This window comes from Paenibacillus glacialis (assembly GCF_001637205.1).
GTDB lineage: Bacteria > Bacillota > Bacilli > Paenibacillales > Paenibacillaceae > Paenibacillus_AQ > Paenibacillus_AQ glacialis.
This window is the reverse complement of the sequence record NZ_LVJH01000044.1, coordinates 1-21,696: the sequence shown is the minus strand read 5'-3', so window position 1 is coordinate 21,696 and position 21,696 is coordinate 1. Positions and strand designations below refer to the sequence as shown.

Annotated in this window: 24 protein-coding genes, 1 tRNA gene and 1 pseudogene; 22 read left to right on the top strand and 4 right to left on the bottom strand. The window is 41.1% G+C overall.

The genetic code is table 11. The annotated features are described in order from the left end of the window. On the bottom strand, positions 1-723 hold a 723-nt coding region (locus PGLA_RS19425), incomplete at its 3' end, for an IS110 family transposase (protein ID WP_145939614.1). Between the two features lie 443 nt (positions 724-1,166). Between PGLA_RS19425 and PGLA_RS19420 the strand changes: the two genes are divergently transcribed. Next, positions 1,167-1,526, top strand: a complete 360-nt coding sequence (locus tag PGLA_RS19420) for a winged helix-turn-helix transcriptional regulator (protein ID WP_068536064.1) — start codon at positions 1,167-1,169, stop codon at positions 1,524-1,526. A gap of 84 nt (positions 1,527-1,610) precedes the next feature. Here PGLA_RS19420 and PGLA_RS19415 read toward each other — a convergent pair whose 3' ends face one another. After that, positions 1,611-2,174 (bottom strand): NAD(P)H-dependent oxidoreductase, encoded by a 564-nt coding sequence (locus PGLA_RS19415; protein WP_068536063.1) that lies wholly within the window; start codon positions 2,172-2,174, stop codon positions 1,611-1,613. Between the two features lie 319 nt (positions 2,175-2,493). On the opposite strand from PGLA_RS19415, the gene PGLA_RS19410 reads away from it, so the two are divergent. The 9 genes from PGLA_RS19410 to PGLA_RS19370 all read left to right on the top strand — a co-directional run bounded on the left by PGLA_RS19410 (position 2,494) and on the right by PGLA_RS19370 (position 10,369). After that, positions 2,494-3,531 (top strand): helix-turn-helix domain-containing protein, encoded by a 1,038-nt coding sequence (locus PGLA_RS19410; protein ID WP_068536061.1) that lies wholly within the window; start codon positions 2,494-2,496, stop codon positions 3,529-3,531. Positions 3,532-3,537: 6 nt separating this feature from the next. After that, complete coding sequence (locus PGLA_RS19405; protein ID WP_068536059.1) at positions 3,538-4,797, top strand: FAD-dependent oxidoreductase; 1,260 nt, start codon at positions 3,538-3,540, stop codon at positions 4,795-4,797. A 383-nt stretch (positions 4,798-5,180) separates the two neighbouring features. Beyond that, on the top strand, positions 5,181-6,095 hold the full coding sequence (locus PGLA_RS19400; RefSeq protein WP_044875599.1) for a DUF5692 family protein: 915 nt from the start codon (positions 5,181-5,183) through the stop codon (positions 6,093-6,095). 485 nt (positions 6,096-6,580) lie between these two features. Then, a complete protein-coding gene (locus PGLA_RS19395; protein ID WP_068536057.1) occupies positions 6,581-7,000 on the top strand; it encodes a DUF1259 domain-containing protein in 420 nt (139 codons plus the stop codon). Positions 7,001-7,054: 54 nt separating this feature from the next. After that, a complete protein-coding gene (locus tag PGLA_RS19390; RefSeq protein ID WP_068536055.1) occupies positions 7,055-7,477 on the top strand; it encodes a DUF1259 domain-containing protein in 423 nt (140 codons plus the stop codon). Positions 7,478-7,742: 265 nt separating this feature from the next. Then, a complete protein-coding gene (locus PGLA_RS19385; protein WP_161487961.1) occupies positions 7,743-8,015 on the top strand; it encodes a hypothetical protein in 273 nt (90 codons plus the stop codon). Positions 8,016-8,051: 36 nt separating this feature from the next. Next, positions 8,052-8,369, top strand: a complete 318-nt coding sequence (locus PGLA_RS19380; RefSeq protein ID WP_068536051.1) for a hypothetical protein — start codon at positions 8,052-8,054, stop codon at positions 8,367-8,369. A 42-nt stretch (positions 8,370-8,411) separates the two neighbouring features. Continuing rightward, positions 8,412-9,122 (top strand): DUF7832 domain-containing protein, encoded by a 711-nt coding sequence (locus PGLA_RS19375; RefSeq protein ID WP_084411299.1) that lies wholly within the window; start codon positions 8,412-8,414, stop codon positions 9,120-9,122. Positions 9,123-9,574: 452 nt separating this feature from the next. Next, positions 9,575-10,369, top strand: coding sequence for a hypothetical protein (locus tag PGLA_RS19370; protein WP_245700176.1), 795 nt, complete (start codon positions 9,575-9,577; stop codon positions 10,367-10,369). Between the two features lie 375 nt (positions 10,370-10,744). Here the strand turns inward: PGLA_RS19370 and PGLA_RS19365 are convergent, their stop codons facing one another. Beyond that, a complete protein-coding gene (locus PGLA_RS19365) occupies positions 10,745-11,728 on the bottom strand; it encodes an ABC transporter substrate-binding protein (protein ID WP_068536049.1) in 984 nt (327 codons plus the stop codon). Positions 11,729-12,000: 272 nt separating this feature from the next. Here PGLA_RS19365 and PGLA_RS19360 point away from each other — a divergent pair, with 272 nt between their 5' ends. From PGLA_RS19360 to PGLA_RS28160, 7 genes are all read left to right on the top strand, one after another. Further along, positions 12,001-12,273, top strand: a complete 273-nt coding sequence (locus PGLA_RS19360; protein ID WP_068536047.1) for a hypothetical protein — start codon at positions 12,001-12,003, stop codon at positions 12,271-12,273. Between the two features lie 116 nt (positions 12,274-12,389). After that, positions 12,390-15,002 (top strand): S-layer homology domain-containing protein, encoded by a 2,613-nt coding sequence (locus PGLA_RS19355; protein ID WP_068536045.1) that lies wholly within the window; start codon positions 12,390-12,392, stop codon positions 15,000-15,002. A 573-nt stretch (positions 15,003-15,575) separates the two neighbouring features. Then, positions 15,576-15,911 (top strand): hypothetical protein, encoded by a 336-nt coding sequence (locus tag PGLA_RS29160; RefSeq protein ID WP_245700174.1) that lies wholly within the window; start codon positions 15,576-15,578, stop codon positions 15,909-15,911. Then, complete coding sequence (locus PGLA_RS19350; protein WP_245700172.1) at positions 15,878-16,855, top strand: PstS family phosphate ABC transporter substrate-binding protein; 978 nt, start codon at positions 15,878-15,880, stop codon at positions 16,853-16,855. The genes PGLA_RS29160 and PGLA_RS19350 overlap by 34 nt, the downstream gene beginning before the upstream one ends. Then, positions 16,842-17,039 carry a type 2 periplasmic-binding domain-containing protein gene (locus tag PGLA_RS29155; protein WP_245700170.1) on the top strand — a complete coding sequence of 66 codons (198 nt, stop codon included), beginning with the start codon at positions 16,842-16,844 and terminating at the stop codon, positions 17,037-17,039. The genes PGLA_RS19350 and PGLA_RS29155 overlap by 14 nt, the downstream gene beginning before the upstream one ends. A gap of 274 nt (positions 17,040-17,313) precedes the next feature. Further along, entirely contained in the window at positions 17,314-17,817 is a 504-nt protein-coding gene (locus PGLA_RS19345) for a GyrI-like domain-containing protein (RefSeq protein ID WP_068536043.1), read from the top strand. A 78-nt stretch (positions 17,818-17,895) separates the two neighbouring features. Continuing rightward, complete coding sequence (locus PGLA_RS28160) at positions 17,896-18,099, top strand: hypothetical protein (protein WP_161487960.1); 204 nt, start codon at positions 17,896-17,898, stop codon at positions 18,097-18,099. A 507-nt stretch (positions 18,100-18,606) separates the two neighbouring features. Here the strand turns inward: PGLA_RS28160 and PGLA_RS29825 are convergent. Further along, positions 18,607-18,825, bottom strand: a complete 219-nt coding sequence (locus PGLA_RS29825; RefSeq protein ID WP_068536041.1) for a hypothetical protein — start codon at positions 18,823-18,825, stop codon at positions 18,607-18,609. A 176-nt stretch (positions 18,826-19,001) separates the two neighbouring features. Here PGLA_RS29825 and PGLA_RS19335 point away from each other — a divergent pair, with 176 nt between their 5' ends. The 5 genes and pseudogenes from PGLA_RS19335 (at position 19,002) to PGLA_RS19320 (ending at position 21,657) form a co-directional block, all read left to right on the top strand. Next, positions 19,002-19,928 carry a poly(ethylene terephthalate) hydrolase family protein gene (locus PGLA_RS19335; protein ID WP_068536039.1) on the top strand — a complete coding sequence of 309 codons (927 nt, stop codon included), beginning with the start codon at positions 19,002-19,004 and terminating at the stop codon, positions 19,926-19,928. Positions 19,929-20,412: 484 nt separating this feature from the next. Next, a pseudogene (locus PGLA_RS27030) lies at positions 20,413-20,559 on the top strand (zinc-binding dehydrogenase); the annotation flags it as partial. 270 nt (positions 20,560-20,829) lie between these two features. Then, positions 20,830-20,903: transfer RNA gene (locus PGLA_RS19330), tRNA-Ala, on the top strand. Between the two features lie 154 nt (positions 20,904-21,057). Then, positions 21,058-21,324 carry a hypothetical protein gene (locus PGLA_RS19325; RefSeq protein ID WP_211269589.1) on the top strand — a complete coding sequence of 89 codons (267 nt, stop codon included), beginning with the start codon at positions 21,058-21,060 and terminating at the stop codon, positions 21,322-21,324. Positions 21,325-21,438: 114 nt separating this feature from the next. Then, positions 21,439-21,657, top strand: a complete 219-nt coding sequence (locus PGLA_RS19320; protein ID WP_068536035.1) for a hypothetical protein — start codon at positions 21,439-21,441, stop codon at positions 21,655-21,657. The last annotated feature ends 39 nt before the right edge of the window (positions 21,658-21,696 follow it).

The window sequence follows — 21,696 nt, the reverse complement described above, 5'->3', positions numbered from 1 at the left end:
ACTACAATCAGCTGCTCGGCCCGCCGTCAACCCTGCATGACGGTTGACATATGTTTTCCAACCAGCAATGACTTGATCTGTTGTTAATCGGCTAATTTCCTTCGGGAGAGGAAACAGCCTTAAAGTGGCAATGGCACTAGTGCAGGTGAGAATTTTAAAGACATGCCGAAGTTCAGGGAACACAATATCTACCCAGCGATGGATCTGGTTAACAGCACTGTTAAGCCGTTTAGTAACCGTGTCCCGATTGGCCATGAGAATCCGTAGCTCCTCGTAGGCCTCCGGGTTAAATCGTACAGGGGAATAGTAGCCGTTCTTAACCATATCCGCGATGACGAGTGCGTCTTTGCGGTCGCTTTTTGATGGGGTATTGTCGCGATTTTCTTTGTTCTTTTTAACGAGGTGGGGATTCACGAGAACAGCTTGAATTCCTTTGCCTGAGAGCCAGCGAGCCAGACTCAGCCAGTAATGGCCGGTGGGTTCCATACCCACAATGATTTTGCTCAGCTTATAAGACTTGAGCAGATCTTGAATCCAGCGTCCGAACAGGCGAAAGCCCTCGTCATGGCTGTCGAACTCGAGCGGCGATCCCAAAGCAATTCCCCGATAGCTCACTGCGCGAGCGACATGCGTCTGCTGGGCAATATCTACACCGACAACCAGATGCAAAGAGGAAATGTTTTCAATGAGTTGATTTTGCTTGTCCTGAGCTTTAAACTTCATAGTAGAGCGACCTCCTAAATGGTGAGATTAAAAGGGCTGTAGACCCATATCCAACTCCCATGTTACAGAGGCGCTTTATTTTATTCAAAGTCTAAATTAATGACTCTACAGGAATTCTAACGGGAGACTATAACGCAATGAGAAGAGGATTCCAGCATCATCGGCAGTTCTTTTCAACTAAAACCTTCTCCGCCTTACGAGACACCGAGCACTTGGGCAGCCGTTGACTGTTTCGGCCAACACTCACCCTCCGCGTTCACGTACGCGGCCAGAACGTAAAGTGTCTGCCATCGTTCTGGTCCAATTCCGTTTCTAAAGTTTATTCAAATTTAGGATATAGCAAATTTTATAGCCATTTACATCCTTTCAATAAGATTGCATAATGATCTATTGTAAAGTATGAATATTTATATCATATACTTACCAAAAGGAGAGTGTTACTTGTGCGCGAAACCTGTGTTCCGACTGGCGTGAAACTAAAAGACACTGGCTTTGGATACGCGTTGTCCTTAATAGGCGGTAAATATAAAATGATCATTATGTATTGGCTGTCTGAAAATAAAGTTGTGCGGTTTAATGAGCTGAAGCGATGTATCGGTACCATTTCCTTTAAAACGCTAAGCATCATGTTAAAAGAGCTGGAAGCAGATGGCCTTATCATACGTAAGGAATTTCCACAAGTACCTCCAAAAGTTGAATATTCATTATCTGAACGCGGTCTTTCTCTCATTCCATTGTTAAATATGATGTGCGAGTGGGGAGAGAAAAACAGTTCGCCAGCTCTGGAGGCTGTACAGCGGTAGCCATAGCTATTTTTTTAAATCAAAAGAAGTATCTCCTGAACAAGGAAATACTTCTTTTTTATAGCAGCTTTAATAAAGCCATCTTTAAAGGTTGTCAATAAAATTCAAATAATTTAGTGCGCTTTTTTCCAATTGGCTTGCAGAAGGCTCATCTTCTGTACCAGGCACATTTTCACCAGGCTCATTTTCCGTACCATAAAACGCAAAGAACGAACGATAATTTGCATTGCAGTATAGGAAAGTAGTTTCAAAAGGAGATAATAAATGTTCAAGTGTGTAGCCGTATCTTCCCTCTTCACTATAATCTTCTTTTTTAATTCCGGCAGATACTGCTAAAGCAGCTTTGCGATTCTTTAATTTATCGCCTCCATTTGAACCATAAGCCCACCCATAAGTTAAAACATCGTCAAGCCATTTTTTAAGGAGAGGCGGACAATTAAACCAATATATAGGGAACTGCAAAACAAGATTGCCATGCGATTCAACCAATTTTTGTTCTTTTTCCACGTCTATGTTTCCATCAGGGTAAACCTTATGCAATTCGTGAACAGTATACTTTTCTGGATATTTTTTGAGTTCTTTTACCCATTGCTTATTCATGACGGATGTTTCTATGCTTGGGTGTGTTACGATAACAAGAGTTTTCAAAGATCTGTCCTCCTTAATTCTTATTTATTTCCTTTTTTGATTATAAAGATTGCACTGTAAATATGTAAGTACGCACTTTTAGTACAGGTACTGTCATAAAGGTGAGTGTCACCCGAGCTTATATACTAAATGTTGTGATAAAATAGAAGGGAACGTATGTATCTTACTTTTACTTTGCATAAATGGAATGGCTAAGTAAAAGAGAGGAATCGTGGAATATTCGGTATCCATTTTTGAATAAAATAGCAGATGTTGCGGTCCGTTCTCTATTCACTAGTCTACATAAACTTAGTAGGATTTGTACAAGGGGTTGAATGGGTTGAATGAGAAAATTAAATATCAAATCATCATGCAAGGAACCACCAGCAAAAATGTGACCAAAACCTGTAAGGAGTTTGGGATTTCCAGAACAATTTATTACCAGTGGTATAATGCATATAACAAACATGGCATGGAAGGGCTTGCGGAGAAAGAAAGAACGCCCGTAATGCCAAATAAGGTAGATAAACGAACAGAGAATCTGATTTTAAAGTACGTCGCAAAGTTCCCTGAGGATGGGCCTAAGCGAATTTACTATGAATTTCAGGATGAGGGAGTAAAGGTAGGGGAGTCTGGTATTTATAATGTGCTAAGGAGAAACGGGCTAAGCAAGAGGGAGCAGCGAGAGAGTTACGCCAAAGAGATGAAAGAAAAGAAGGGGCAAAACAGAGAAATTTGTAAATCTCATGGGGGTAAGGAGAGGCAGAAGCACCTAGACTATAAGATGAAAAATCCGAAAAATGCCTACCCCGGTTATATGTGTCAACAGAGTATTCATTATATGGGAGTTTTCCCTAAAATCGGAAGGGTATATCAATATGTGATATATGATGTCTACTCCAGATTAGGGCTAGTCAAGCTTTATAATCGTAAGGCCACCATTCACTTTATCGACTTTATGAATTTTAAAATCATACCGTTGATGAAGACATTGCACTTTGAAATCGACAACCTGGTGACCAATAAAAGTCGGGAATTTACAACAAACTGGGATAGAGGAAGCCATAAATACACTGAATTTTTACATAAAAATAGTATTAATCAAGTGGCCTTTACAGCAAAAAACAAAGAGATATTTCAGCCTTTGGAAGCATTTGTGGCCGTGTTGACGAAGGAATTTTATCAACCAGCTTGGGCAGATGATACCATAGATTCTTTTGAGTTACTAGAAAAGCGGTTACATGAGTTTTTAAGACACTACAACTTCAGCAGGGTAATTACAGACGGACCTAATCAAGGGCAAATACCATCGGATGTCGTACTTGAATATACGGGTCAACAAGAGACCTTGCCGCTCTGGTTGTTTACAAGGAGATAATGAAAGATGGCCAATGTGAAGTGTGAAGAGAAGATTGGTATCATCGGTGCCGGAATTTCTGGTGTTACTACTGCCTATCAGTTGGCGAAAAAGGGATATACTAACATCACCATCCTAGAGAAAGATGATCGAGTAGGTGGAAAGTGTCATTCGATCGAGTACAAAGGAAAAACATATGAGATGGGTACTCTTATCGGTCTACCATCCTATAAAAATACGATGGAACTCATGAAGGAATTTGACCTCATGGACGAGGGACCTCTATTAGAACGAGGATTCTTCGATATTCATGGGAGGAAAACTTCGCAGATTCCCATGGATCAGATGCAGGTTTTTATTGAGGAATTCAAACGGCTGCCGGATATTTTGAGCCAATACGAGACTCTAAAAGAGCCGGGTTTTCTACATTTGCCAAAGGAATTGTGTCAGCCTTTTTCATCATGGTGCGAAGAAAATGAATTGTCTGTCATTAATCAGGTATATATGCACTACTTTAGTACTTTTGGATTTGGAAGTATTCATGATGTGCCTGCTGCGTACGTTTTGAAATTTCTGAGTTACGATAATCTAATGTCCTTTATCGAAATCACCCACATGATTACATGGCCCAAGGGAGTCAGTGAACTAATAAAACGCATGGCAGACCAAGTAGAGGATCTACGACTGACTTGTGAGGTGCTCCATATGGAGCAAGAAGAAAATGGTGAGATAAGGGTGGAAACAAGCCAAGATATCCTATATTTTGATAAAGTTATTTATACGGCTTCCTTGCACCATATCAGTCACATGGTTCAATTGTCTCCGACGGACAAGACATTATTTGAGAGGATCATCTATGAGCGATTTCGGGTCTACGCCTACAGGGTGGAAGGTATTCCAGAGCTTTCTGGATATATTCCCGATAACATGTATCCTGACCGAAAGGGACATATGATGGCTTGGTATTATCGGTGGGCAGATCTGGGAGCTACAGATCTGGTTACCGTTTATGTGGTGGAGAATGAAGCGATGACAGATTCTCAGATGCGAGAGACGGTAGAGAAAAAACTTCGGGAGCTTGGAGGAGAGAACATTCGTCTGTACATGATGAAGAGGTGGAGGCAATTTCCACATGTAGATTCTGTTGCCCTGCGTGAAGGTTTTTATGAGCGACTTGATCAAATGCAGGGAAGAAACAATATTTACTATGCTGGAGAAATTATGAATTTTCCCACCCTTGAGAATTGTATCGTTTATGCGAAATACTTGGTAGAACGATTTTTTTGATAGATTTACAGTGGTAAAAAATGATGGAAATTCAATTAATAGATGTGTTGACAAAGAAGTTTTGTCGATACATCTGTTTTTTTTACTTTCAAGTCATATTTACAACTAGATATCCTAAAAGCACCATTAACTAAACCCTCGCATAACAAATTCTCCTTCTTTGGTTTAGATCCTTTGATTTTATCCAATATATCGATGTTTTGTCGGCCTTCAAAAATGTTGTTAAATAAAAAAAGAGTGAATTAATATGTAAATGTAACTCGAAAGGAAACTTGTAAATCATTGATAAATCAATGTTCTTAACGATTTGATGGAGGAATAACCAATAGGCTATATTCAAGTTAAGTCAAATGATTTCAACATAAATTAAGGAGGGGTTAGTCATGTTTCTATTTGAATCCATACCTTGGTACTCTGCTCTAATGTGGTTAGCAGTACTTGCTGGCTTAATGTTTGTAAATGAAATAGCTCGTAGGAGTAAATGGATTTCGATCTTTTTGTTTTTAGTATTACCGATTATTCTTACCTTGGCGGTTTGGCCAAATACAGCAGGTGAAGGCTCCAGCGTTGGAACGTGGTTTCACTGGGTAAAAGTTTATTCTGCATTGGCAGGATGTTTAGGTTTCCTAGCTATCAGATTTGTTAAAGGTTGGAGTACTAACAAGTATCTTTTGATGTTCCCAGCAATTATATTGGCAGTCAACATTCTGGAAGCTGTTATTCGTGATTTCCAAGTGTATAGTTTGAATGGTATGGTAGATGGCGTTATGATGGTTGGAGGACCTTGGAACATCATGAATGGGGTTGCAGGTATTCTGAACATTATTACGATTTCTGGTTGGATGGGTATTATCATTAGTAAAGACAAGTATAAAGATATGTTGTGGCCTGACCAACTTTGGTTCTGGATTATTGCCTATGATATTTGGAACTTTGCCTATGTATATAATGCTGTATCCGATCACGCTTTCTATGCAGGCGCAGCATTGTTAATTTCATGTACAATTCCTGCATTTTTCTTCAGAAAAGGTGCTTGGTTACAACATCGTGCACAGACTTTGGCTATTTGGATGATGTTTACCATGTCTTTCCCAATGTTTGTCGGGGAGTCCAAGTTTGCCGTGCAATCATCTCACAGCGAAACAGCCTTATGGGTTGTGGGCAGTTTATCCTTGGCAGCTAATATTGCTGTGTTTGTATATCACTTCTACAAAATATCTAAGCATAAACGTAATCCGCTCCAAGTGGAAGTATATACAGATTTAGCTGCTTACAAAGCCATTGCAGAAAACAACTGATAATCGCAGGGCAATCTGTTTCGATTAAGGCTGTATCTTACCTCATCGTATATCCTTTGGAAATTTGACGATGACATATTTAATGCGCCGGTGGAGAAGTCACCGGCGCATTTTGTTATAACATTTGAAAAATGGGCTGGAGATGCTAAGCTGGAAAGGTCTATAAGAGGAAGAGGCTCAGTAGAGAGAATTGAATAATTATAGTCTAAAAATGCATGTACCCCATTGTAAAAAGTAGTAGTTGTAGTCTCTATCGTCCCACTGCCTCTGAAAAAAATACATTTCCCACTAAGCCGACGAGATTCAGGTATTTATCCTGATTTTCGCTCGGCTTTTTCTTTTGACAAGAGTTTTGGATTTTCGGGGTAAGTGCGTGAATGATCAACGCTACACCCTATTTGTATTCGTTTATCCTCAGTGTTTCGTCCACACACTTTTCTTCTTTGATCATAAGATACTTCGAAAATGAGTAAAGGAGGACTTATATGGCAGCAAAAGTGAAGGTTAGCCCGCAATTCAAAAGACTTTGTATGCAATTCGGAAAAATTCTAGGTGGTGAATCGGAAGTTGATGCAGGTCCGGTTTGTTTTGTCATGCGCATGACGAACTTAAGGGAGACGATTCTGGGAAGAAGAACGCGCTCGCCTTTGGTGCAAATGCAAATGTTTTCGTTTGAATCTCTAGATAAGTCGGGCCGCGCGCTTTGTTTGGGCGAGACTGCCGTACATCAAAATCAAGTGAATCGATTGATTTCGAATCTCCGTAAACGTGGGATAAAAGTGACTGCGCTTCATAATCACTGGCTAAATGAAAACCCTCGTTTAATGTATATGCACTGGGAAGCCATTGACAATCCTGTTGCGTTTGCTAGAAAAACCAAAGAATCCATTGCGTTCTTGGGTTAATGCAGTGGAACGGTGAAGTTGTATTCTTAACTTATTCCGAAAGGATGATTTCGTATGGAGGAACACGTGAAAGCAAGTCCCCGTTTTAGAAGACTATGTAACCAATTTTCAACCATTTTAGGTGGAACTGAGCATGAAATTACAAAGGGTCCGGTTTGTTTTGTCACCAGAAACAGGATAGTAAACGCCTCAATTTTAGGAAGACGTACCACATCTCCATTGGTCCGTTATCAACTGTTCTCGTTTGAATCACTGGACAGTTCAGGCCGCGCACTGTGTTTAGGGGAAACGGCCCTCTTCCAGAACCAAGTCAATCGATTGCTGTCAAACCTTCGCAGGAACGGGATCAAAGTAACAGCAGTCCATAATCACTGGCTGTTTGAGAATCCACGTCTTATGTATATTCACTGGGAGTCGATCGATAATCCCGTTGCATTTGCAAGAAAAGTAAAACGTTCGATTGCCTTCTTAGGTTAATGATGAGGAATCGTACGAACCTGAAAGGTCTTCCCCGGTCGCTGACGGGTCTTTTTTTTGGAAATGAGTTTTCTCACTGTACACTCGACACATGTGGAGTGTACAGTGTTACTAACAAGGAAGGGGAAGGAATAAACCTAAGCCCCTTGTTGTTCGCACCTATTTCATGACCTCTTGATTATCGATATCAAGTTTGGTGAAGCGGGTAATTTATTAATGGAAGGCACGGATTTGTTCCTCCGTGTCTATTTTCCCTTCTATATATATGAAAGATCACCCAGAGGAAACCGTTTATTTGGAGTGGATAAATACAGGCAGACCGGATCGAATGACTAAAGAATTATTTCTTTTTGAATGGGCGGAGCAAGAGAGATGGAGAGGACATTTTCTATTGAAATGCAGCTTTTTTAATCGTCTGGAAGATAACAGCAGATGGAAGAAATTCGAGAAAATAATTGTGCAAATGAATGAACATATGGCCCGGCCCGTCGTAACACTTCATATCAAGCAAACGGGAAAATCCATCGATGTACAGTAATTTCATCATCGTGCGGATGGAGAAATTGTCTATCATTTGCTTCCTTATGCAGAAGATGAGCAGGGACGTTGGCGTGAAAATTTGGGTATTGGCTTATGGATATATCGTGAGGATTTTCATCTTTTATATGATGGAATCAAGGCGGTATATTCGCGTAAGGGGACAGATTTTGAGGATTTTGATGACACTGGCATGAATTTTATTAGTAAGCTAGAATGGAAAATGATCCTGAAGCATTGGACGCGACTTGCACTGAATAACCCATCTAGCGCTGAATTTATAGATTATGTAAGTCGGTGGGTGATAGGAACGCTAGAGCATGTGGATGAAATTGCGATTGAAGAGAATTTGTAACTTTCCGATCACATTTAAGAAATTTATAAGGAGGAAAGAGAATTGAATCTGAAGAGAATAAAGAGAATATTGCTTACAAAACCGAGCAAAAATTATAAAAATTATATCCATCTCATGATCACGGAGACTTCGTCAGGTCAAGATATTTTAAATATCGTGAAAGGCCGCTTAACATTACATAAGAAAACCACTAATGCGGTGTATAAACAATATCCAAAAGAAGAAGCGGTTCATCAGCTTGAGCAGTTGACTATGGAATACCAAGCGAAAGGATATATCGAAGAGCCTGAATCGATTATAGATACGATTATGATCCCTGAGGATAATGTATTAGATAAAGCGAAGTGGCATTATGAAGGGGATTTCCCGAAGGATTTAACAAAAGATGCTGCGTACACAGCTACGGGCATGTTCATCACTTGGTTAATTAAAAATAATTGGTTTACTGAGGAAATAGGGCAAAATTTCGCTACTGAAATAGAGAAAGTAAAGAAGAAGAAGCTTACGGGTGCTGAATTTTATCAGAAATGTCTGGATGGCGTGTTTTCAACCCAAGAACTTTCTGATGAGATTAAACCATTCGTGAATGAATATTTGAATATTCAAAAGGATTTTTATACAGCGGAAGACTATGTCCATACCTTTCAAGGAGTTGGACTTACATTTTATCATGTTGCTAATACATGGGAAAATTATGACTTGATTGAACCTGTGATTGAACAACGTTTTCAAGAATTTTGGGAGAGAACCTAAAGATATAGGACAATTAATTAGATTGTACCTGCATCTTTTCATCTGCAGCAGTTTGGTCTAGCGGATTGGAAGGTTTCAATTTTATGGGAAGTGCTAGCAACACTTACTTTGATTAATCAATCGAAGCGTTCATCGACAATGAAATGATTCCTTTCTTAAGCAATAAAAATATAAACTGTTTTGAGTTCTCCGCGGATAGAGATGACTGGTACCCAACCATATATCGATTCATGGGTAACAGAAAGATAGATGAAAGCAAAATATAAATTAAAATTAAAATACAGTATAAATTTAACGAGAAGTAAATCTTATTTTGCATTAAACTAATATTAAAGAATGTTCAGGCACGTCAGATAAGCATGTACATTCTATTCATGGATTGTTATGAATCGGACATAGGGGATGCTATTTGCTATAAATCGAAAGAGATAAACAAGATGGGGGATATTGAGATGGAAACACATCAAATACTTCGCTCTGCAATCGAAGAATCGATACGATTTCTTGAATCTACTCCAGATGTAGAGATTGATCGGTGTGAGGACAGTCGTAGAAAGTGGGATGGGACCTGGTGGCATGGGACCTGGTGGCATATGGCCGCTCTTTATGAAATGGGTGAAGTGAAACAAATTCCCGAATTCGCAATTGCCAGAGCAAAATATTGGCTCGAAGCTCAAACGTGGCCTGTTTTCGTTATATCTGACAATGACCATCCAACGAGTGAAGCTGACAAAATGAAGATGGATTGCTGCCACTGTGAGCTTGCCGTGTACTATATGATATTAATGGCATATGGCTGTGATTTGGATAAGGAGCTACCTTGGATTCGCGAGTGGTTCTTAACGCATCAGCTGCCTGATGGTGGATTAAACTGCGATCCTGCTGCCTATATTCATTCTCATAAGAGCTCTATGGTTTCAACACTTCCTCCGCTTGAGGCCATTCTGCGATATACAGACCGTGCTTTTACCGAGAAGGAAGAACATTTCTTGGATCAAGGCGCACGTTATTTGATAGAACATCGTCTTGTATGCTCCAGACAAGATCGACATATCATCGATATGGAATGGCTGAAGCCGTGCTTTCCTAGGTTTTTTGAGTATGACATCTTGAGGGGGATGTCCTTCTTGGCAGAATGGTCTCGACGCATGAACAAACCGCTGCCGACTGAACTGCTTCATGAGGGAGTTCAGCGACTGAGCAGCTTAATCACATCAGAACTTGCGGATTGGCAGGCAAGTGTTTGATCCACTAGGATCGTGGGGTGGGCACACCTTTGCGTTGCTAGAAGCAATAGCTGAAATTGGTGACGTTTCGCCGTATCTAACCAGACAGTTAGAATATATTACAATCCAATTAGAGTATTCCTCTAAAAAAGAGATCCTTAGAAATAAGTAGGGCCTTTAGCTTGAGAAATATCTCAATGACGCCGTGGGCGGAACAACATTTTAAATCGCTCCAGTAATCTGCCTGATGGCTGTCAGGAATGGGCAGGTCTGCTAGGGGATACGGAGGGAGGCTTGAATTACGATTTAAGCAACGAGACCTAGATATTATATGCAGAAATAAAGCCGCTTGCGCAGTTAACGCAAGCGGCTTTATGTTGCTTGACCAACATGTTGTTATTTCTTTCCGGCTCCGGACATCACCTGGACGATCTCGTCCAACAGCAGATCCAGTGTAATCGGATCATCATAGTTAAACTTGCTGTTCAAGGTATACACATGCCCTTGCTTGACAGCGGGAATCGTCTTCCAAATGGCGCTGTCCATTAATGTGTTCTGAGCGGTCACTGTCTCAGAAACGGAGTCGTTCAGGATAAAAATATCGGAACCCATATAGTCGGGGAGTACTTCGCTAGAAATGTCAACAAAGCGCTCATTCTTATCGACAAGTTGCTGTGTTCCTGCTGAAGGCTTGAATCCAAGCTGTCCGTACAGCGTCGTATTTAAGCCTTGGTTGCCCATGATGAACATATTCTTACCCATTAGGAGCAGCGATACGGCAGTTTCATTCCCTTTAAGCTGCAGCTTTTTCTTGGTAGCGGCCGCTTTTTCTTCATATGTTTTGAACCATGCTTCGGCTGCTTCAGTACGTCCAAGCACGTCTGCTGTAAGCATTACTCGTTCCTTGGTAGGCGTGGCGTCATCCAATCCGGTAACGATGGTGGGCGCGATCTTCTCCAGTGGTGCAAGTCCCTTCACATCCCAGTCATCAAAAATGATAAGGTCTGGCTCTAAGGCCAATATCTTTTCTTGCGAGTAGGGATAACCAACATCCGTAATCCCTTCAATCATCTCGGGATAAGCAATCTGGCTGGCGATGACGCTAAGTGTTGCTCCAACCGGTTTGATGCCAATTGCCAGCAGATCACCCGGGTTACTGCCGACATACACGACTTTTTGCGGGGTGACTGGAATTTTAACTTCTCGGCCTTGAACGTCTTTGAAGATTCGTGTTACCGCTTTATCGGTCTCCGTTTTGTTTGCCGGTTGACTGGATTCTGATGTCTGGGCAGGAGGCGTTGCTACCGTACCACAGGCAGACAACATTATTAAAATAAGCAGCATACAAAGGAATGCAAGCGTGCGCGTGTTTCTAAACATGTTGAAGTATGGCCCCTTTCAAAGATGAAAAAATTATTTAGATAATGATAATCATTATCAATAAAGATATTATTCAAGAAGTATACACTATGCCCTCTGCCAGGTAAATAGAAAAATCGTGTTTTATTGATATAAGGCCCGCTATAAGAAATCGACAATGACACATGGTAGGGGAAAACTCCCCTTGTTTCACTCTCCGTTCAAATGTTTGTGATATGTTCTCCATTGAAAATTGAGCGTTATCCCAAAATGCCGAATGTTGGAGGCTGATTATGTCATCGTCGATAAAAAGGATAGGTTGCAAAATGATGGTACTGTTGTTACTGGTCGCGGGGTTGGGAGCTAGTTGGCTAGGCGTTCAGACGCCCGCATGGGCAGGACCTTACGCTTCTACAAGACTAGCTGCTGCACCAGAGGGAGCTCCGGATCTGAACGTTGGCTCTCTGCCACATTCACTATCAGCATATTCGTTTTTCCGACAAACAATGACGATTTGTGAGAATCTTGTGAGTCTGGATAAGTATAATTATTCCGAGAACGCTTGAAGGTTCAAGTAGAAGGTATAGGAAGGGGAACGTTGAGTTAACAAGAATATTTGGTTTTGGATTGTAGGATAGCTCAAAGAGCAACAAAATGTATTACAGAGACGGAGAGGATCTTTATGAAAAAAAGAAAAATGTTAGCTTTCATGTTCATCGTGACATTGCTAGGGCCTTCGGTCATATTGCCGAATGATGCTCACGCGGCTTTACCTGGCGCAAGACATCAAAAAGTGAACGATGATATATTTTTGGGCGGGAATTATATTGAAATGGGGATCTCGAAAAGTGGCTCGTTTGGTTCGAATAGCGCAGCCCCGATCAATTTCCATCCTACGAACGGCAGATCGAATATCGGGTTTAGTGTAGATGGGGATGGCTTTGATAACGGTGACCCAATGACGAGTGGCGATTTTTTTCTACCAGGGAATCCCTTTGAAGGATTTGTGGTTGGAAGTCGAACTGGATCAGAGACAGGAGCTATCACTAGCTTTATGAATGCAGAACGAACAGGAAATATCGATATTCTGAGTACGGCAAATGAAGATTTATCCAACGGGGATATTCTTAGTGCAAAGACGACCGGAACAACAAAAGATGGGACAATCAAAGTAGAACAAACAATCTCATTCGGCGTGAATGACAAATATTTTAAACTAGGGGTTAAGCTAACGAATTTGAGTTCTGAAACACTCTACGACGTTCGCTATATGCGTATTGTAGATCCGGACATTGATGCAGACTTAAATAACCAATTTGATACCTTGAACTCTGTCCCCAACAATCCTCCGTCCGATGCGCAGGCCATTGTTATCTCCAAAGGGCCGGTTACAGGCAATGCTTTCATTCTGATGTCTGCGGACAAGCGGGCGAGAGCTGCGATTAACGCTTATGACCCTTATAGTGATGCAGCTTATCAAGCTGACGGAAATAAATTGAAATCAGCCGAAGTGCAGGGAGATCAAAATGTCGGTGTAACAGGAGCGCTCGGTAATTTAGCACCGAATGCGTCAGCGACATTTGATATCTTCGAAAGTCTTGATCCTGACTTGAAAAAGGCATTGGATTCTTTAAATAATGCCACGCCTACGAATCATCCCCCAACAGTAACAGACGCTACATATTCGACGACAATAGGGACTTCAGTAACTGGAGTTGTGTACGGTTTGGATACGGATGGAGATGCATTGACATTCAGTCTCGTCACATCGCCGACCAAAGGATCAGTAGATTTGGCTGCAGACGGGGCTTTTACTTATAAACCTAATACGGACGCGTTAGGGGCAGACACTTTCACATACAAGGCTAACGATGGGAAAGTGGATTCCATCTCAGGTACCGTGTATTTGACGATCAATAGCGTAGTAACAGAGACGCCAAGTTCTTCTGGTTCTTCAAGTAACTATGAACCTGTGATGCTACAGCAAAATACGCTTAACGTATTAGATTCGAAGACGAATCGCGTAGTATCCTCTGCTGTGATTAACACCACTACGAAATCGGACGGTAGCAAGAAAGACCAAGTGGTTTTTTCTGAAGAACATGCAAAGAAAATGGTACAGAACATCATTGCAGCGGGTTCCAGCTCTGCGAGCATCGTTATTCCAGACGTGAAAGATCAAGTGTCGGAAGTTCTTGTCACCATTTCGAAGGAAGCCAATAAAATGATCTCCGATGCCAAAATTGATTTTGGGATTACTACCGATAATGCAACGGTTAAGATTCCAAGCGATTCTTTACAAAGTTTAACTGACGGATGGTATTTCCGTTTGTTCCCGATTAAGGATGAAGCGAAGAAAAAAGAAATCAATAACCGCGCCAATAATGAAGCGATCGTAAAGGCAGCGATAGGTAATACCAAAGCAACAGTTGTCGGTCGTCCGATGACGATTGAAACCAATGTGCAGAACCGAAACGTTACTTTAGTGATGCCTTTGAGAGGAATAGCTTTAAGTCCAGCTGAAATGAAGCACTTGGCCGTCTACATTGAGCATAGCGACGGAACGAAGCAATTGCTTAAAGGCACACTTGTTCCTTACAACAATAAAGGAGATATGGGCTTTCAAGTTTCTGTCAATAAGTTTAGTACGTTTACACTAATGCATGTGCCAGGTTTAACGACTAACAATCAGCATGCTGCTTACATGAACGGCTATGAAAACGGTATGTTCAAGCCAGAGAATCAAATGACTCGTGCTGAAATAGCAACTCTATTGGCCAGAGTCGTCTCGCGGGATGAAAAGATCGCTAATCTGACTTATAGTGACGTTCCCTCCACGCATTGGGCAAAAGACGCAATTACCAAGGTAACAGCAATGGGGCTCATGAAAGGTTATGCAGACGGAACGTTTAAAGTGGATCAATCTATCACCCGCGCAGAGATGGCAAGCATATTGTCATCCTTAACAAGTGGTGAACAGCACACAAGTACCGCTGGGTTCACAGTTATTGCGGGCCACTGGGCACAAGCGTACATTGAGAAAGCGCAAGGCGCAGGAATTGTTAGCGGTTATCAAGACGGATCATTCCAACCTGAGAAAACACTGACACGTGCCGAAGCCGTTACAATGATGAATAAGGCGCTTGGTAGAGGTCCTCAGAGCGGGGTCGAACAGTCGCCATTTAAAGATGTTGCAAATACGCACTGGGCGCTAAGCGATATTGAAGAAGCTTCTGTAGACCACATTTTTGAGAAAAAAACGGATGGCGGAGAACAGTGGGTTCAAAAGCCTTAATCCACAATTGAATTTCTAAATTTGAAAAAGGTATAGCCCTTTAGTAGATAACTACTGAAGGGCTGTACCTTTTTTAGGTGCAATGTTAATCAATTCATGTCCAAGTTTACTTTAATAGCGGGGTGACCACTTCTTCTAAAGTGGTTTTTTTCCATGCAATGGCTATCTAAAACTATGAGTCTATTTAGTTTCATTAAAATCAGATTTAAATACTATATTAATGTTACTATATGATTGAATCCCAAAAAAAGGGTTTTCAAATGAATTTTCCTCATTAACGATTCACACATACGTAACTAGATTGGAAAGGTCGAATCATTTGGTTTCACTGGAAATCAATAGATAACTATTAAAGAAATTTCATTCCTGATGTTAATCAAGAGAAGATCACCAAATTACTTGAAGATGAAACATCTAAATGAGGAAATTAAGATATGGGTGACCCTGATGATTCCTTTGAGGTGAAGTCGAAATTGAATCTATTCCTATTTGTATATCCTTTCACCAAGTCCACACATGTGAAGTGCTGTCAGTTGTTTTGTCGCGTCGCTAAACTTCGAAGGAGTGATTTTGATGGGATATATCTTACGCATATTGTTATTATACTGTGGTGTGATTCCGTTTGGATTTTCAATAATGACCTTGATGTTGATGAGTGGAAATTTGAATTTGACTATCCTTGTTGTCGTGGCGATGAGCATAAGTGGCATAGCGGCCGGTGTATTAGCCGCATGGGATAGACATCTTCCGGAGAGTTTTGGGAAACGATATTTGCCAGTTGTTTTTCCATTCGGATATACCGTTATGCTATGGGCTGTATGTATGTTAGTCAGTGGTGGATTTTATGGAAGTTACATATGGGGGGGCATTCTTTCTTGCAAATCCCATTTCTCCCGATTAGTTTTATGACTTCATTACTAGGGGTAGGAATCTTGTATGCAATTGCACCTTTCTCTTATTACTCGGCCTTTTTACTAGGTTATTTCATTAAAGAGAGAACACGGCAACCAAGAATTGTAATTCAGCGTAAACAGCTGATCTCGGTAGCTGTCATTGTATTACTAGCATTTGGAGTCGGGAGTGCCGTACAGTGGCAGCGTAGCCAAACCGTTCTCCCTTCCTATGGATTTAATTATGGAGGAGGTTACTCTAGTACTGACTTATGGCCGTATGATGTATTAAATCCAAGCAACCGATTACCCAAGCTTGCAGAAAAAGCGACATTCAGCATTGAAGATCCCAAAGACATGCTTGTATTGGACGGAGCGGAAGCGGCTTTTCCCGTCTACTCTGCTTTTGCTCAGGCAACATACCCGCAAGAAGGTTTAGGGGATAACTCTATGGGGGAATTCGTCAGCTTTACTAACACCATTAATGCTTACGAACGGTTGTTAAAAGGAGAGGTTGATATTTACTTTGGAGCAGAGCCGTCTGCCAATCAGCTGCAAATGGCAAAGGCCAGTGGACACGAACTCCTCATGACACCCATTGGGAAGGAAGCATTCGTGTTCTTTGTGAACAACAATAATGCAATCAAGGGTTTGTCGGTACAAGAGATTAAGGACATATACTCTGGTAAGACCCGATTCTGGAAGGAAGTTGGTGGAAATAACAAGAAGATTATTGCTTTTCAACGTCCTGCAAATTCGGGAAGTCAGACCCTTTTGGAAAAGATTATGGCTGACACACCTATAATCAAACCCCTGAAAGAAGAAGTGCCACGTGGTATGGGCGGAATACTAGAGCAAGTGGCTGATTATCGGAATTATGAAGATTCGATTGGGTTTTCATTTCGTTTCTTCGCAACAGGGATGAATCAAAGCACAGGTATTAAACTGCTTGCCATCAATTGACGTAGAGCCCAATTCTATTCATATTTCAGATGGCAGTTACCCATTTACCGCCAATTTATATGTAATCACATTGAAGAAGGATAAGCCTAAGCCGATGCTTGCTTCTTTTCTAGCATGGATGCAAGGACCCCAAGGGCAAGAGCTGGTTGAGAAAGTGGGATATGTGAGATTGAAATCTCCGTGAATGCTACGCAACCGATTCGTAAGAGCAATTCCTTTGATCTGCACTGATCGAATTCGAGCATACGGTCTCCATTCATAATACCTAGCAGCAACAAGCAAGAAATGCACGGCAACGACAAGCTATACACCTTATGATATTTATGAAAGGAGGGGGATCCGCGCGTGCCTTTCAAGCGCTACATGGATTGACTCCGACCTCGGCCCGCGGGGAAGGGGTCATGCTGAAAGCGTATCCCCGGATCTCTTTTCATATATCAATTCGAGGAGATGTAGCAATGGATTATCGAATTATTAAAAAAGAAGCATTTGTAGTGTATGGCATCGATCGTGTGTTCACAGCGGATCAAGGGGAACATCTTATAGACATACCACAATTCTGGATCGACAGCGTGCAGGATGGAAGCCTCGAGAAGCTTTCTCTTTCAACTCAAAAGGAGCCAGAAGACGAACTTAGTCCGATTAACGCCGTGTGTTGGAGTAATGATGGCAAGGAAGATAGTTCCTTTCGATATATGCTGTTCACCTATATGGCAGATCATTGTAACGCGGAAGGTTATACGATGTTGGAAGTTCCTGCATCCACATGGGCTATCTTCAGAACAAGAGAACACTCACAGGAAGACACAAGTGTTGTCATTCAAGAATTAATTAAGAGAATCTATACAGAGTGGTTGCCGACAGCATCATATAATCATGTCGATGAATACGAGCTAGAATTGTATTATGGAGAGAATGCTCATTGCTATTCCGAGGTATGGATACGGGTCGTACCTAAGTAATAAACAGTGTATCCTTGAACAATTTAACGCGTTGCTACAGAAGATAATCCTTCTCTTGCCAACGCGTTATTTGTTTTCTTGGGAGATAGGGTTGGGATTGAGGAGATGATCGTGACAGATGACTTGGAACGAATCATGGTGGTCTTGGTGTTAAATGAAAATAAAGTTGTAGCTATCGCTCCAATTGGTAGCATAACCGTCTCGACGAGCTGCGTCGGCGAATCGCGGCCCGCTCCTTCACTGCTCCGCAATTCTGTTGCTTGCGGAAAGATTTTGAGCTAGTTCAAAATTAACGGTTCGTAATTACTTATAAATACATATTGTAGCGATGGATCGAACTTTAATATTTTCCCCTTGATACGATTGTCATTTTTAATACTTTAACTTGAATGAAATCAAGTGAAAAGCAAAATTTCAATAAGCGAAACATTCCCTTGCTTAGTTTAGATTGATCAATTTTCAGGTTGGATTTTGGACTGGATATAACCAAATAAATTCAAAGATCAAATATTCCATCTGAGAAGAATACATGCAGAAAATTCGAAAAGGCAAGGCTCCACAATTTTTGTGATAGCTTTGCCTGATTAGAGAAATTGGTTATGCTACGAATTTTTCTATACAGTCTACACTGTCGTTCTTGACATTCCCCACCTTTGGAGAAACTGGATACGCCAGCATTTCTTCTGCTGGATACAGGTAACACCCAAGTATTAAAGAGGGCTGCAATGAGAATATCTCTTTATTCTTAAGCATAATTCGTATGGGCTTCGACTTCTCTCCAAGTTGTAGCTATTCATAAAAGCCATCTGCAGGTATTAAGTTCTTTTCTTCAGAATCAGCAATTTCTTGAATGCCGGTTTTTCCATAATTGTTACTGACCGAGCATTTATCATTTTGTATCCAATCTTCTCGTCGTTTGCCGAGCTCGGTACTAACCCCATCTGAGTTGACCGATCCGCTTCTCTGCACCATCAGTGATGAGTGCTGGTACGTTCTGCCCTGGGGCATTCCATTACCCTCTATTTCTTTGTCCTATGCTTTTCTATATTGTATCAACGAACGTGTGGTATAATAAGCCAACTAAACAACTATGAAAACTAATAAGGAGTACCACTACGCTCACCCGGCACAATCGTACAATTTGGATAACGTTTATGGCTGACTTCATAGTGAGAGGAGATCGTATGTTACAAATCAAAAGGGTGCTCAGAAACAAATGGTTTTTAGGGACGACTGGCATTATTTCAATTATTTTAGTATCATTCTCCATCGTATCCTTTCTACAAGTTCACTCGGTCCCTGCTACTTTTGAACTGGGTAGCATCGAAGAAAAATATGCGTCGCCAGGCGAGTACAAAGTGGAAGCTGTGGATATCTCGGACGAAGTAGGAGAGAAGTTGTATAAAATCTACTACCCTCAATTACCGAATTCCAAGCATCCGCTAATTGCTTGGGGCAACGGAACGGGAGCACTGCCCGAACAATATGATGAACTGTTCCTCCACCTAGCCAGTTGGGGATTTGTTGTCATCGATACGTACAGCACAACGACCGGAACAGGGAAAGAAATTCTGGATGCCATTGAATATATGTTGGCTGAAAATGATGCTCCTACCAGCCTGTTCTATCAGAAGGTTCAATCAGATCAAATAGCAGCTGCAGGTCATTCTCAGGGCTCCACAGGCGTAATTAACGCCCACACAAATTTTGATCGCGGAGTTGTCATCAAAACCGTTGTATCGATTGCTCTTCCGGACTTAAAATGGTGCGATCCAGAGGATGTCTATGATACGTCAGCCCTGAAGGTTCCATTTTTTGTTATGGGTGGAACCCGTGATTTTATCGTCTCACCTGCATCTTCAAATAAGCTGGCGGTGAGTCACGCAAATCTGGATATTCAGGTTATGATGGCGTTGGCAAAAGGGGCAGGGCATACAGCGATTGAACAGGACGGTGGTAAGCATAGAGGGTATCTGACAGCCTGGATGAGATATCAGTTAATGGGGGATTCACAGGCAATGCGTGCTTTTGTAGGCGATGATGCGGAAATTCTTACAAATGGTGATTGGAAGGATGTCATTTCCGTGAATTCACAGAAAACAAAGGGCTAACAAGACTTATACGTTCGTTGACTCCACTAAAATAACGAGGTCCTTATCTAGTCGTTGCTTTTACAGATGGCCGTTTATCATGTTATACCAGTTATTAAGTTTTCTTCACGATTACACTAATATTTCAATGGTAGCGCAAGGTCGTACGCTATCGCAATAACTACAGGTATCAGTGTGAATTAAAAAAGATGACTCCTGTTCAAAACGACGGTACTGAAAAATTTGCGTTTAATTTCATATCGTTTATTCCCAATTATAAAGGCGACTTTTCGTTCATATTGAGAGAAAGATCGCCTTTATAAGAGATGCCATTTTTTTGCTTTGATTTTGTTGCAGTTCCTCTGACATGTAGAGTACTGCACACTGGTGGTACGAAAGGACAATTTAGCTCCACCAAATATTAACTATATAACGTCTGGGAAACTAGGCGTTTTTTGTTTTAAGATAAGATTATAAGTTAATAGGCTTGCTGATTATCCAGTAATTCTTCAAAGAGCTTCTGGAGATGGGGAAGATACAGTCAGTCATAGATAGACGTTATCCGCTGGCACAAATTCCCGAAGCACATCGATATGTTGAAAAAGGACACAAAAAGGGGAATGTAGTTATCACGGTGGAACATGATAACTGAAAAATAGATCTAACGAAGAACGGTGTTTATGGTCGGAGTTAATTGGACTGATCCATAATTATGATTGTGAAGCACCTATAGATAGTAGTATGTGCTGGTTGGTTACACTACCCAAAGAAATGAATATGAGGAAAGTTATAAAGGATGGGGGCTTAGCTCAGCTGGGAGCGCGCCCTGTAGTGTTCACACAACCCAAGGAATGAAAAACGAGCAATAAGATTTAACTAGGGAGCTTAGCTCAAGTTGTTGACTTTGGTCACAACTAAATAAGGGGCTATAGTTTAGGGGGAAAACAGCTCGCTGGCAGCGATCAGTCGGCGGTTCGATTCCGCCTAGCTCCACCACGCTTTAAATTAGAAACGGCAGAGATGTCGTTTTTTTTGTATTGCTTTGATTGTGTTGTAGCACACCAGACATGTGAAGTGGATGATATTGATGGTTCGAAATTAATGATTGAGATGTGACATTGTTGCTCAAATGTATTGTTTATGTCTTCAGGTGACGTGGCTCACGCAAATGCGAGTTCTACCTAATGGTATTAAAACCCCACTCTTTGTTACTGCTATTGATGCGGATGCTCCAGCTGTAGAAATGAAGATTGAAGGAGAATTGATTTCTAGTATTTTTAAATCAATACAGATTATCCTTACTGAGGATAAAGCCATCGTGAATGGTTATACGATAACAACAAAGTATACTCTTAGTGGAAGAAGTGTAGTTGCATATTATAACAAGTTGCAAAGGGGGTCAAGGTCATACGACTAGAGCTAATGTCTGCGGTAACTTTAGCATCAATATGAAAGCTATGTTGAACAAAGTTCTATGTAACGAAATCCCTGATTTTCTATACTCTATGAGTCACAGGTTATTGGTACGGTTGTGGATAATCTTACAGATATAGAAGTGGAACATTTGGTTCAAGAATTTGACAAGAATCAACAGGTTTATCAAAAGCCTATCAGCTATGACCAGACCATGCGAGAGATGCAAGAAAACTTTAAAAAGATATTTGCAAATCAAGCTTTTGCAGCTATCATTGCCAAAGAGATTGGTGACGCCATGACTGATCTTATAAATAAGATGATTATTGTAATTTAATATGTAATAAGAGAGCATCCCAAGAAGCCCAAGAAGCCC